This window comes from Pseudobythopirellula maris (assembly GCF_007859945.1).
Classification (GTDB): domain Bacteria; phylum Planctomycetota; class Planctomycetia; order Pirellulales; family Lacipirellulaceae; genus Pseudobythopirellula; species Pseudobythopirellula maris.
The window spans coordinates 1,069,216-1,082,457 of record NZ_SJPQ01000002.1; the positions used below are offsets into that span (position 1 = coordinate 1,069,216).

Annotated in this window: 11 protein-coding genes; 9 read left to right on the plus strand and 2 right to left on the minus strand. The window is 64.7% G+C overall.

The features are described 5' to 3' along the window. Nucleotides 1-48: 48 nt before the first annotated feature. Together Mal64_RS12035 and Mal64_RS12040 are read left to right on the plus strand one after the other, a co-directional pair. Nucleotides 49-615 (plus strand): beta-hydroxyacyl-ACP dehydratase, encoded by a 567-nt coding sequence (locus Mal64_RS12035; RefSeq protein ID WP_146400425.1) that lies wholly within the window; start codon nt 49-51, stop codon nt 613-615. 199 nt (nt 616-814) lie between these two features. Beyond that, nucleotides 815-2,089 carry a beta-ketoacyl-[acyl-carrier-protein] synthase family protein gene (locus Mal64_RS12040; RefSeq protein ID WP_146400426.1) on the plus strand — a complete coding sequence of 425 codons (1,275 nt, stop codon included), beginning with the start codon at nt 815-817 and terminating at the stop codon, nt 2,087-2,089. 368 nt (nt 2,090-2,457) lie between these two features. Here the strand turns inward: Mal64_RS12040 and Mal64_RS12045 are convergent, their stop codons facing one another. Further along, nucleotides 2,458-2,904, minus strand: a complete 447-nt coding sequence (locus tag Mal64_RS12045) for a hypothetical protein (RefSeq protein ID WP_146400428.1) — start codon at nt 2,902-2,904, stop codon at nt 2,458-2,460. Between the two features lie 343 nt (nt 2,905-3,247). Here Mal64_RS12045 and Mal64_RS12050 point away from each other — a divergent pair, with 343 nt between their 5' ends. Continuing rightward, nucleotides 3,248-5,245, plus strand: a complete 1,998-nt coding sequence (locus tag Mal64_RS12050; protein WP_146400430.1) for an ABC transporter ATP-binding protein — start codon at nt 3,248-3,250, stop codon at nt 5,243-5,245. Nucleotides 5,246-5,712: 467 nt separating this feature from the next. Beyond that, complete coding sequence (locus Mal64_RS12055) at nt 5,713-6,534, plus strand: all3515 family Zur-repressed PEP-CTERM protein (RefSeq protein ID WP_146400432.1); 822 nt, start codon at nt 5,713-5,715, stop codon at nt 6,532-6,534. A 729-nt stretch (nt 6,535-7,263) separates the two neighbouring features. On the opposite strand, the gene gap is transcribed toward Mal64_RS12055, so the two are convergent. Beyond that, nucleotides 7,264-8,283, minus strand: a complete 1,020-nt coding sequence (gene gap, locus Mal64_RS12060) for a type I glyceraldehyde-3-phosphate dehydrogenase (protein ID WP_146400434.1) — start codon at nt 8,281-8,283, stop codon at nt 7,264-7,266. 830 nt (nt 8,284-9,113) lie between these two features. Between gap and Mal64_RS12065 the strand changes: the two genes are divergently transcribed. The 5 genes from Mal64_RS12065 (at nt 9,114) to Mal64_RS12085 (ending at nt 13,107) form a co-directional block, all read left to right on the plus strand. Then, nucleotides 9,114-9,311, plus strand: a complete 198-nt coding sequence (locus Mal64_RS12065; RefSeq protein ID WP_146400436.1) for a cold-shock protein — start codon at nt 9,114-9,116, stop codon at nt 9,309-9,311. Between the two features lie 684 nt (nt 9,312-9,995). After that, nucleotides 9,996-10,889: a DUF1559 family PulG-like putative transporter gene (locus Mal64_RS20460; RefSeq protein ID WP_391570427.1), complete on the plus strand. Its 894-nt coding sequence runs from the start codon at nt 9,996-9,998 to the stop codon at nt 10,887-10,889. A gap of 183 nt (nt 10,890-11,072) precedes the next feature. After that, nucleotides 11,073-11,489 (plus strand): HEAT repeat domain-containing protein, encoded by a 417-nt coding sequence (locus Mal64_RS12075; RefSeq protein WP_146400440.1) that lies wholly within the window; start codon nt 11,073-11,075, stop codon nt 11,487-11,489. A 209-nt stretch (nt 11,490-11,698) separates the two neighbouring features. Next, entirely contained in the window at nt 11,699-12,169 is a 471-nt protein-coding gene (locus tag Mal64_RS12080) for a DinB family protein (protein ID WP_146400442.1), read from the plus strand. Between the two features lie 140 nt (nt 12,170-12,309). Next, nucleotides 12,310-13,107 (plus strand): class I SAM-dependent methyltransferase, encoded by a 798-nt coding sequence (locus Mal64_RS12085; protein ID WP_197525691.1) that lies wholly within the window; start codon nt 12,310-12,312, stop codon nt 13,105-13,107. The last annotated feature ends 135 nt before the right edge of the window (nt 13,108-13,242 follow it).

The window sequence follows — 13,242 nt, forward strand, 5'->3', positions numbered from 1 at the left end:
AAGGTCGCCACCGGCGACAAACTTTCCTTTCACTAAGCTCTGTTCGCCATGCGTTGGTTCTGGGTCGATCGCTTTACCGAATACGCCGCCGGCTCGCACGCCGTGGGGGTCAAGGGCGTGTCGCTGGCCGACGACCACATGCACGACCACTGGGACGTCTACCCGGTGATGCCCAACTCGCTGATCGCCGAGGGGATGGCCCAAACGGCCGGCCTGCTGGTGAGCGAGCTGTACGACTTCCAAGAGCTGGTCGTGCTGGCCAAGTTCACCAAGCTCGCGTTCAGCGGCCTCGCCCGACCGGGCGACTCGCTCGTGTACCGGGCCGAGATCGGCCGCCGGGTCGACGTCGGCGCCCAGTGCACGGTGACCGCCCACATCGGCGACCGCCAGCAGGCCGAGGCCGAGATCTTTTTCGCCCGCTTGGCGAAAGGAGAAGGCGCCGAGGCGTCGGAAACCGGCCGCGACGAGCGCGGCCTGCCGGCCCGGCTGTTCGATCCGGTGGACCTGGTGCGCTGGCTGCACACGACCGACGTGTTCCGCGTGGGCCTCCGCACGGACGGAACGCCGATGAAGCCCGAGCAATACGGCCTGCCGACACTCTGTACTTCTGCTTAAGAAAAGACGAACCACGACGGAACAACGGAACGACGTAGGAAAAATTGGGGGAGGCGTCTCCGACGCCGATGACGTTCTGATTGCCAACTAAGGCTGTTCAGACTCCATCGGCTTGAGAATCGCTTTCCACGATTCGACCTCTATCTCTTTCCGCTGTTCCTTCGTGGTTCTTTACTACGATCACCGAGCGGAGCTAGCGATGCGTAATCGAGTCGTGGTGACGGGCGTTGGCTGTGTCACGCCGTTGGGGACCACCGTTGCCGAGCTGTGGGACAACCTCGTGGCCGGCAAGAGCGCCGTGGGTCCGACCACGCTGTTCGACGCCAAGAACTTTCCCACCAAGATCGCCGCCGAGGTGCGCGACTGGTCGATCGCCTCGGTGGGCGAGGACGAGAAGGAGTGGGAGGGCCGCGGCCGCCACACCCGCTTCGCCGCCGGCGCGGCGCGGCAGGCGATGGACGACTCGGGCCTGCTGGGCACGGTCGAGCCCGAGCGGCTTGGCGTGTACCTCGGCGCCGGCGAGGGGCAGCAAGACTTCCAGGCGTTCAGCAAGATGATGACCGCCGCGCTCGAGAGCGGCGAGCTGGACCTCTCGGTCTTCGTGCAGCAGGGGCTCGTCCACCTCGACCCGCAGCTCGAGCTCGAGCAAGAGCCCAACATGCCGGCCGGCTACCTGGCCGCGATGTTCGACGCCCAGGGGCCCAACTTCAACTGCCTCACCGCCTGCGCCGCTAGCAGCCAGGCGATCGGCGAGGCGACCGAGATCATCCGTCGCGGCGACGCCGACGCGATGATCTCCGGCGGCGCCCACAGCATGATCCACCCGTTCGGCGTGTCGGGATTCAACCTGCTCACGGCGCTCTCCACCCGCAACGACGAGCCGCACCGCGCGAGCCGGCCGTTCGAGCGCCACCGCGACGGCTTCGTGCTGGGCGAGGGCGCCGCGATGGTCGTGCTCGAGGAGTACGAGCACGCCAAGAAACGCGGCGCGACGATCTACGGCGAGATCTTGGGCTACGGCACGACGGCCGACGCCTTCCGCATCACCGACACCCACCCCGAGGGGCGCGGCGCCACCACCTGCCTGAACATGGCGCTCAAGGACGCCGGCAAGAACACGGACGAGATCGACTACGTGAACGCCCACGGCACGAGCACGAGCGTCAACGACCGCGTCGAGACGCTCGCCCTGAAGCAGGCGCTCGGCGAGCACGCCTACAAGACGCCCGTTTCGAGCACCAAGAGCATGATGGGCCACCTCATCGCCGCCGCCGGCGCCACGGAGCTGATCATCTGCCTGATGGCGATGCGGCACAACATCGCGCCGCCGACGATCAACTACGAAGAGGCCGACCCCGACTGCGACCTCGACTACGTGCCGAATGAGGCCCGCCAAGTCGAGTGCAAAACCGTGGCGAGCAACAGCTTCGGCTTCGGCGGGCAGAACATCACGCTCGTGGCGGGCGAGGTTTGATCGCAGTTTAGAGCGGTTTGCTCATTGGTGTAGACGCTCGGCTCGCGATCGGCGTCATGGCTTCGTCAGCCTGCATCGACAATGCACCGCATTGCCTGCTTCGGCTTCCTCGCCACGCCCCCAATCGCTTCCCCGCTCGTCCACACCAATTCGAAAAACGCTCTAAGCGCAGCGCAGGCGAGCCGGCGGCGTAAGCCGCCGGAGTTTCCCCGCTAGCGCCACACCGCCCCGCTCCGAGCAACTCCGGCGGCTCACGCCGACGGCTCGCCCCACGAAACAAAGCCAGCCGCCCTCAACGCATCCTTGCGTCGTGGCGGCTGGCTGAGCGTGATTCCGTTCACGCCGGTGTCTCTTGCTTCTCGCTTCGATCAGTTGGGGCCGATCGAGGGCGGGTTGCACATGAAGAAGTCGCGTGGACCGCGTACCGTGTAGTACGGGTACGCGGTTTGGGCCGACGGCGGGCCGGGCGTGAAGCCGTAGGCCGAGTCGCAGCGACCACAGTCGAGCACCTTGCCGACCATGTGGTTGATGCAGCCGTTGCCCGTCGCGCAGCCGTCGCAAGATCCGCATCCGCCACCGCCGCGGGCGAAGAGCCCGCCGCCGATGCCTTCGCCGCAGTTGTCACCGCAGCCGACCTGGTCCATGCAGCCGAGCATGCCCTGGCCTTGGTAGCTGGCTTGAGAGACGGCCTGCGGCGGTCCCTGGGCGAAGCGGTTGCCCTGCATGTGTGCCAGCGGGCCGGGCGCGCCGACCGACTGACAGCCGACGCTCGTCGCAACGAGCGCAGCCGCTAGCGCGGCTAACTTGAGATTCATCTTGGTTCCCCCCATTCCGCTCTCGTCAGACACCGCGCCGTGTGCGTGTACCGGAACGGCCGACCGATCGGCCCCACGCGGCTTGCCCGAGAGCTGGTACGACTGGTATCGGCGGAGCAATCGGCGCAATCCAGTTTTTCGCACCTCGGCGAGAGGGATCGACGCGGCTTGCTGGCGCCGCTGGCGCCCGCCGCACACGCCATACCCCAACGGGTCACGTCGGCGTTGGACCGAGCGTGCCGATGTGTTACAAGATTAGACCCGATCCCGTAGGTCGGGCTTGCGCGCAGGCACGGAAGCCTCTGCCCCAAGCCCGGCGCCGCACCCACGTCACGGAAGACGCATGACAGGTTTTGGCCGCGCAGTACGCCTGGCCCTCGGTTCGCGCGGGCTTGTGGCCGGCTGCTTCGTGACGTCGCTGTTCGTCGCGGTGCTGTGGGCCAGCAACCTGATGGCCGTTTGGCCGCTGGTCGACGCGGTGATGCGCGGCCAGTCGGTGCCCCAGTGGCTCGAGAGCGAGGCGGAGACTCAGCGGACCGAACTCGCCGAGCGCACCCAGCGCCGCATCGAGCTCGGCCTGCAAGTCGCCCACGCTTCGCCCGACCAGCACCCCCGACTGCGGCAGCTGATCGCCGACTCGAAACGCGAGTCGGGCTACACCCGTGAGAAGCTCGAGTGGAACGCGTGGGTCCGGCCGATCGCCGCGCGCTGGCTGCCCAGCACGCCGTTCGAGACGCTCGTATGCGTCTGCGCCTACGTGATGATCGGCACGCTTCTGAAGAACCTCTTCCGGGTGCTCAACCTGGTGTGCGTCGCGCGGCTGGGGCACGTCACTTGCTTCAACCTGCGCAAGGACTACTACCGCCAACTGCTGAGGCTCGACCTGAGCGAGTTCTCCGAACGCGGCCGCGGCGACCTGATGAACCGCTGCACCACGGACCTCAACGAGGTCGGCACGGGCGTCCAGACCTTGTTCGGGCAGGCCGTGCGCGAGCCGCTCAAGATGATCGCCTGCTTCGCCGGCGCCGCCTGGGTGAGCTGGCGGCTGCTGCTGCTCACCATCGTCGTGGCGCCGATCGCTTTCTTCGCAGTCCGCGCGCTGGCCAAGTCGCTCAAGCGGGCCAACCGCCGGGCGCTCGAGGAGCTCTCCGGCATCTTCGAGACCCTCACCGAGACGCTCTCCAGCATCCGCCTGATCAAGGCCTTCACGCTCGAGTCGGCCGAGCGGGCCCGGTTCCACGACTCGGCCAAGGCGCTCTACGAGCGGCAGATGAAGATCGCCCGCTACAACGCGCTGGTGAGCCCGCTGACCGAGAACCTCGGCATCATGATGGTCATGCTCGCCGCGCTCGCCGGCGGCTTCTTGGTGCTCAACCAAGAGACCCATCTGTTCGGTGTGCGGATCAGCGAGACCCCGCTCACGCACGGCCACATGACGCTGTTCTTCGCCATGCTGATCGGCATGAGCGACCCGGCCCGGCGGCTGGCCGAGGTGTTCAACCGCCTGCAGATGGCCAGCGCCGCGTCGGACCGGGTGTTCGAGGTGCTCGACCGCCGGCCGACGATCGTCGACCCGCCGGCGCCCGCGTCGTTCCCGCTCAAGTGGCGTTCGCTCGCCTTCGAGCAAGTCACGTTCGGCTACGGCGGCGGAGCCTCGGTCCTGAAGAACGTCGACCTCGAGGTGCGCCGCGGCGAGCGGATCGCCATCGTCGGCCCCAACGGCTGCGGAAAGAGCACGCTGTTGTCGCTGCTGCCGCGGTTCTACGACACCACGGGCGGCGCGATCCGCATCGACGGCGTCGACGTGCGTGACCTGCGGCTGCGGGCCCTCAGGTCGCGGATCGGCATCGTCTCGCAGCAGGCCCACCTGTTCAACACCTCGGTGGCGGAGAACATCTCGTTCGGCCGCCCCGGCGCCACTCGCGAAGAGATCGAGGCGGCCGCCGTCCAGGCCCACGCCGACCGGTTCGTGCTCGACAAGCTCGAGCACGGCTACGACACGATCGTCGGCCCCGGGGGCTCGCGGCTCTCGGGCGGTCAGCGGCAGCGGATCGCGCTGGCGCGGGCGATCCTGCGCGACCCGGAGATTTTGATCCTCGACGAGGCCACCAGCCAGATCGACGTGGAGAGCGAGCGGCTCATCCACGACGCGCTCAAGCGATTCACCGTCGGCCGCACGACGCTGCTCATCACCCACCGCCCCAGCACGCTCACCCTGGCCGACCGGGTGGTGGTGATGGACCACGGCGTGATCGACGACATCGGCACCGCCGACGAGCTGTACGCCCGCTGCGAACTGTTCCGCACACTGTGCAGCGGCGGTTACCGGGCGAGCGCGTGAGACGGGCGCGCAGGGCCTATCCTGGCAGAGTGCGGCCAGAGATTTTTCTCTTTCTTTGAGCAGACGCGCTGCGCCCTTTTGGCACGGGCAGCCAGGCTGGGAAGCCGCTTGGCGTTGCCTCCGCCCGGTTGACCTCTCTCCTAGGCCCCCCACGGGCACGCCATCCGGCGTCGCATGCCTCGTCCTTGCCGGGCTGTGGGCTTCGCTGCGGGCCTTCTCACTAGCGGCACGGGCGGCTCTCCAGCTTGCGTCACGAGCGAACAGGGGGTCGCTTGCGCAAACGCAGATTCTCGCATCGCCACTATTGCAATCCGTTTGCACTAAGATAATATGCACATGAATTGCATTTGCTTTCATTGTGCGTATAGAAGGCCGGCGGACGCGTCTTTCTTCTCCCGCACGCCGAGCAAAGCGCAGGGGGCTTGTGCCCCTCCCACTTTCTATTTCTTCCAGGAGAGATCGACCCCATGAACGTGACCCGCTTTACCTTGATCGCGGCCGCAATGGCCCTTGCACTCGGCGCGCCGCTGACCGCTCGCGCCGAGCTGGCCCAGTATTACATCGGCATCGATAGCCGAGACACGCCCTACGACGCTCCCGCCAGCGAGGGCGGCGGAGCCTACCCCGACAACCCGAACGAGAACCGCCTGACGCTGCTCTTGCAGCATGGCAGCCACTACCACGGCATCGGGCAGTACACTTACAGCGGATCGGCCGCGTCGCCCACGCTCGTCGACACGAACAGCAACAACCGCCTGCCCGAGGGGTACACCGGTCAGGAGCCCCTGCCGCTCCTGCCGGGCAGCGGCGTTTACGCTGGCAAGATGACCAGCAAGGCGCTGTTTGGCGTGACCTACTCCGACCTCGAGATGCTCAACGTCCAATCGCTCGACGGCGCAGGGGCTCTTGAGCAGGTCCTGTTCGACAGCAGCTCGGGTCGTTGGAACGCCGAGTTCGACACCGCCCACATCCACCTGGAGCTGGTGAGCGTCAGCTCCCCGCTGCTCGGTGTCGGCACGCTGGGCAATCCGAACGCCCTGTCGTTCGGGGGCGACGTGCACCTGGGCGACGGCGACGAGCTCTTCTCGTTCACCCCGGTGCTGTGGGTCGATGAGGCCGCCCCGGTCGGCACGTACTCGGCCGAATTCCGCCTGGTCGACGAGTCCAGCGCCTTTGGCGACTCGGGCCGCTTCTTCATCGACGTGCAGCAGGTTCCCGAGCCAACGGCTCTTTCGCTCGCCGGAGTCGTGATGATCGCCCTTGGCGTGACCCGTCGGCGGAACGCCTAACAACACTTCCCCCAGGTCCCCGGCGGGGCAACCCGCCGGGGCGTGTGGGGGATGGGCCTTTGACGGATTCCGATCTGATCCAGCGAGTGGGGTCCGCTGTGCGGACCGCTCATAGCAGGTGGCGGGGGCGCCCGTGAGGGAAGCCCCCGAGGCAGCGAGACTCGGCCTGTGGCGCTCGGGGGCTTCCGCTTCGCGGTGCGCCCCCGCCACCCTTATTTGCTTCTCTGGACCGTCGTCGTTCCTTTGTTCCTTCGTGGTTCCCTTCCTTAGAACCACTAATCGCGCGGCCAATAATTTCTTTACGCGACTTATCCGTCTTCGACGGACTCCGCTGTGCTCCGCTAATCGAACTGATTGCAACGACTTCGAACAAAACCACGAGTGGCTAAGAAACGCCGCTGAGCGCGGCGGTCAAAAGCGATTGTCGAAATCAGGCGGGCGGGCTGCTACACAGACAATTGATCGCCGCAGAGAGCGTGAACCTAGGCCCGAGGAGTGCGTTCTAGTGAACGTTCCCTCACTCCAGCCACCCGGTCGCGTTTTTAGCCGTGTTTCTTGGTAAGACAAGAGGAGAATGTTTCGGACGGACCCGCGCCGCTCGTTTATCAAATACTATTGGTCACGCATGAGCGGCACGCTCTTCGCTTCGCACGGCCCAGTACCCACCAAAAAAGGCCGCGACGGGTAATCCCGCCGCGGCCTTGATCGTTCAATCGTTGCTAAGCCGACTCACATCTTGCCCATCTTCGAGCAGAGGTCGACGGTGCGGCAGCTGTAGCCCCACTCGTTGTCGTACCAGCTGACGATCTTGAAGAACTTGTCGCCCATCGACGTGGTCCAGGGGCCGGCGAAGATCGAGCTGTGGGGGTCGCCCACGATGTCGGTCGAGACGATCGGGTCCTCGGTGTAGGCCAGGATGCCCTTGAGCGGGCCCTCGGCGGCGGCCTTCATCGCGGCGTTGATCGCGTCGACGCTCGTGGCCTTCGACAGGTTGACCGTCAGGTCGACCACCGAGCCCGTGACGACCGGCACCCGCATGGCGTAGCCGGTGAGCTTGCCCTGCAGCTCGGGGATCACCAGGCCGACGGCCTTGGCGGCGCCGGTCGTGGTGGGGATGATGTTCATCGCCGCGGCGCGGGCCCGGTACGGGTCCTTGTGCGGCAGGTCCTGCACGTTCTGATCGTTCGTGTAGGCGTGGATCGTGGTCATCAGACCGCTCTCGATGCCGTAGTTGTCCTGCAGCACCTTGGCCACCGGGGCTAGGCAGTTGGTGGTGCAGCTGGCGTTCGAGACGCACTTCATGTCGGCGGTGAGCTTCTCGTCGTTGACGCCCATCACGCAGGTCAGGTCGGCGCCGTCCTTGGCGGGCTGGCTGATGACAACCTTCTTGGCGCCCGCGTCGAGGTGCGTGTCGTAGCCGGCCTTGCCGTCGGCCGCCTTGGCGGCGAACACGCCGGTCGACTCGACCACGATGTCGGCGCCCAGCTCGCCCCACGGGCACTCGGCCGGGTTGCGGATGGCGGTCGCCTTGATCGGCTTGCCGTTGACGATCAGCGCGTCGTCGTTGAAGTCCACCGTGCCGGGGAAGCGGCCGTGGGTGCTGTCGTATTTCAGCAAGGTGGCGAGCATCTTGTTGTCGGTGAGGTCGTTGATACCGACCACCTCGAACTCGTCCGAGCGCTCTTGCAGAATACGGAACGTGAGGCGGCCGATGCGGCCGAACCCGTTGATGGCGACTTTGATAGCCACGGTAAAATCTCCCAGGTGGGGGGTAGGCGTAGGTGGAGCGACCAACGAGAAGTCGCGGCCCCTAGCGGGCCGGGGTCGCCCCGGTGGGGGCACGCATCCTGCGACAAGCCGGGAATTATAGCGGCCCCCCGGCGGGCCCTCAACCGTCCCAAAACGGTCCCTGCCAAAGCCTTAGGGCCGAAGCCCCCACCTCACGGCGACTTCAGCGGCCGCTGGGATCACGGGCTCGCGGCCCGCCGCCAGGGGCAGTCGCCGCCCCGCCACGGATTGGCAGAAAACCCCCAGCAGAAACGGCGTAATCCGACTATACGTTCCGATAAATCCTGTCCCTAGGAACACTTGCAGGCGTAAAATTGACACCACTCGGCCGCGCTCTTATACTTCTCATCGCTAGGGTAGTAAGGCGATGCGAGACGCTTCGTCGGCGACCCGGTCGGGCAGTTGTTGGCTCGATCACCTCGTTGCGGGGGGCATCGCGGCGCAAGCCGCCGCCAATCGCATCGGCGCCGACCGTTCCTTTTCGATTCGACCCCCTCTGTCGTGAAGACTTGCTTATGGTTTCCGGCGCGTACCGCGTCGATCGCCAGCAGGCCCCCACGGCGGACAGAGCCACTCTGGGCGCGCCACTTCATGGGCATCGGGTCGTAATCGCTTCCCCTTGCCCTCGCCGCATCGCGGCGGGTGACGCTCCGCCCCGAGGAAGCACTGCACTCCCCTCGCAACGCCGCCCCGTGTCAAGGCGACGTCGAACGTGACCTGAGTGGTAGAGCACGGCCGCCGGCCACGTTCCATTTTGAGTTTTTTTCGTTTCGTGCTAGGAGAGTTGCGACGTGTTGCAGGGTACGATTAAGAAGTTGACCGACAAGGGATTTGGCTTCATCCAGGGCGAGGGGGGAGACATCTTCTTCCACCACTCGTCGGTGAACGGCGCCAATTTCGACGACCTCCGCGAGGGCCAGACGGTGGAATACACCGAAGGCGAGGGACCGAAGGGCCCGCGGGCTGAGAGCGTGACGGTGGTTGAGTGATGTCGGCGTAAGCCGACGGCGGCCCCAGGCCCTCACTCGGCGCCCCGAGAACAACCACGAGAGCCGCCCCGGCGTTCACGCCGGGGCGGCTTTCTTTTTTGGGCCCGTCTTATTTAGCCCGGTCACGATGGGGATCCCGCTGGTTACTGGCCGCTAAGCACGGTGGGCCCAACTGGTCTTCGCGCGATTCGTGTGCCACTTGCTGTGAGTAAGTGATCCAAGCAGGGCGGTTGCGAAATATCTTTTCGCGACCGATGAGGGTCACTCCTTTGCTGCGGGCGGTATCCTGGAAACTGCGTCGAACGATGAAGCCGACTCGGGTTTGTCGCTGTAGGATGGCGTGCTTGCATACTTCGAGGGCAACCAGAAAGATGGGTAGTCCCGTCGGTGTAAGTCCGGAAGAACAGCCACGTCTAACTCCGATGGAACCACACCCGTCCTACGAACTTACGGTTTCCTGACAAATCGAATTGCCAACCGCCGATGAAGTTTCGCATTCAGACCATCCTCTGGGTGATCGCGGTGCTAGCCTCTGCACTGGCGACCTTCGACCACTTCGCGATCGTCTGGGCACTGGTCGTTCTAGCTTCTTGGGGAGTGCTCTACCCAGCATCTACACTCGTCGAACGAGGTTTATTGGTCTTCATTCTGCTGATCTTGTTAGCACTCATGATTCCTGCAGCAATGAGATCTCGGGAGCCTGAACGAGTATCGCGTTGCAGAGTAAATATCCGAACGACCGCGGGTGCGTTACTGCGATACGCGTCGGAAGAATCGCACCGTCTACGTCAAGCACGGACGGGAGCTATCGACCCAAGTGTGCATAGCTGGAGAACACACCTGCTTCCGTATCTGGGCCACGAGTCGGTGAGAAGCCAGTATCGGTTGGACGAGCCTTGGAATGGCGAGGCAAACAAGGCCGCTCGCAGCCACCTAATACCTGAATATTCTTGCGATAACGATGACTGTAGGGTTAACTCACCGCGTGCCCTCAGCGATGCCACCACCAGTTACTTTGCAGTTGTAGGGCCAAGGACTGCTTGGGGAGTTCTTTCATCAGGTGACACGATCAGCGATGATCCTAGCCGTACAATTCTTCTTATCGAACAGTTAGATAGAGGCGTTGCCTGGAGTAACCCAACCGATATCGAGTTCGGTCAGGCGCTTGCCCTACTAACGGATTTTCAGGTGGTGCCTTCGGGACGTCACTTTAGCTGGGGGAAGCCTGGCTTCTTCGACAAGCCTCCACCACGTGCTAGCCCGCAGGGCTTCAACGTGGCGTTCGCCGATGGAAGCGCTAGGTTCGTGTCAGTGCCTATACCACGCGACCTGGCAATCGCTGTACTCACAGCGAATGGAGGGGAGCGAATTAGCGACGATGATTTCTCCCGACTCTACCGTGCAGAGATTGACTATTCGAAGATCTACGCCTTCACCTTCTTTGTGCTGATGTCACTACTGCCCGCCCTGCGTTGGTTTCCCATACGCTCGGTCGCAGCTGTGGGCAGGGGAGTTCTGCCAAGCTCAAATCGACCGCCTCAGTCACGCGATGGATCGCAGGATCACGCCTCGGCGTGAAACTTCGACGCTGATTCGGCCCTCCCCTATCCTGCACAAGAAGCGTCGCCCGCTGTTTAGGAGGGACCTCAAGTGAATCTGGCTGTATCGTTGCGGGAGTTTGATGGCAAGCGGACAGCTGTGCTAGAGCGACTGGATGCCTCCCTGCCGCGGAACGACGGATCGGTGTCTCAGCTACTCGTTATGGCGGAGCACGACGAAGCAAGAATTCAAGTCGGGGCAACATGGATTCTTAAACGATGGCATGATGAAGGTGCTCTACCGGTTGAGAGATCCGTTGAGAGTATCGTCAGAATTCTGAAAAAGGCCGCTCACTGGGAAGTTCGACTTCACCTGCTCCAGATATTAGCCGACCATAGCCTGCCGGCGAGATCGATAACGGCTCTGCAGAAGTTGCTGCCGACTCTGCTGGCTGATGACAACAAACTGGTCCGTGCCTGGGCTATCAGCGTGCTGGCGGCAACTGCCGACCAACGCAAAGCCTTGCGGCACAACGTCGACTCCCTCTTGCGAGAGGCAGAAAACGATGAAGCCGCATCGGTTCGAGCCCGGGTGCGTCAGATACGGAAGCGTTACAAGTGGTTAGCCTCAACTGCGTAAGAAGGGCCGTACTGAGCGTTTGTCGCCCGTGCCCCCCTCTTGGGCAGGACAGAAGCTGCTTGCCATCGATCGCAGCAGCAATCGGCTTAGCCCCCGGCTCGGTTTTCTTGCTTTTTAAGCCTTTCTCGGGCGAACCTTGCGGCGGCCGGGGGGCTCATGCCACCGTCCTGTCCCTCTTGCCCGCTTCTCCCGACCGAGGCGCCCCGCCGATGTTTCCTATCGACTCGCTGCTCGAGGAATACCTGGCCGGCCCCCAGCTGCTGGCCGAGGCGGTCGCCGGTATGAGCGGCGACCAGCTCACCGCGCGACCCGTCGAGGGCCGCTGGAGCACGCTCGAGGTGGTCTGCCACTTGGTCGACAGCGACGCCGTGCACGCCTGCCGGATGAAGTGGGTGATCGCCGAGTGCGGGCCGCCCCTGCCGAACTCGGACGAAACGCGATGGATCGAGCGTCTGCCGTGCCACGCCCGCTCGGCCGCCGAGGAGATCGAGTTGCTGTCGCTGCAGCGTCGCCAGATGGCGCGGATCCTCCACGCCACGCCCCCCGAGGCGTTCGCTCGCACGGGCAACCACTCCGAGGAGGGCGCCGTCACCCTCGCCACGCTGCTCGAGAGGGCCGTGCGCCACCTGCCGCACCACCTGCCGTTCATCGCCGAGAAGCGGGCGGCGTTGGGCGTCTGACAAGATTATTCTCAGGGCCGTAGATGTGGGAGGCGTCTCCGACGCCGATAACGGCGCCCTAGCCTTAACGGCTAATAGCGCGTTATCGGCGTCGGAGACGCCCCCCACAACCGATCACAAAAACAGCTATGCTCAATCGAATGAGCTTACCCTCCTGGCGACTGCCCCCCGGCGTGACGCGTGGCGCGATGGACTACGCCGCCTCGACGAGCGTGGCCCGCGACTACGACAAGTACCACGCCGACAACCCGCTGTTCGAGTACGAAGAACAGATCCTCCAAGAGGAGTTCGGCGGGCCGCCCCCAGCCGGCGTGATCGCCGACCTCGGCTGCGGCAGCGGCCGCGCGCTGCTGCCGCTGATGCGGCAGGGCTGGCGCGGGTTGGCGGTCGACCTCTCCGAGGAGATGCTCGCCGTGGTGCGCGAGAAAGCCGAAGCGGAAAACCTAACGGCCGATTGCGTGCGGGCCAACCTCGTGGAGATGGGCGCCGCGCTCGTGCCCGACGGCTCGGCCAACCACGCGATCTGCCTGTTCAGCACGCTCGGCATGATCCACGGCCGGGCGAACCGCCGCGCGGCGCTGGGCCACATGCGTCGGGTCCTCAAGCCGGGCGGGCGGCTCGTGCTGCACGTGCACAACTTCTGGTTCAACCTGCGCGACCCCGGCGGGCCGGGTTGGGTGCTGCGGAGCTTGTGGCGCGGCGCGAGCGAGAAGGGCTTCGACACGGGCGACAAGTACTACGCCTACCGCGGCGTGCCGAATTTCTTCTTGCACGTGTTTCGCAAGAGCGAGCTGCGCGCCGACTTGGCTTCGGCAGGGCTGCGTGTGCGGCGTTGGGAGCACCTCGATGTCCGCCGCCGCCACGCGCTCCGATCGCCCTGGTGGCTCCCGGCCCTCAGAGCCAACGGCTGGATCGTGGTCTGCGAGAGCACCGCGTGACCAAGCCCACACATTACCGCGATGAACCAAGCCCCGTGTTCCGCGCAAAAAGACATTCATCCACGCAAGAAGCCCTGAGCCGCGCACGAAGTAAGCGGAGCGGTCTCCACCGCCAAGCAGCTCCCCTTACTACGT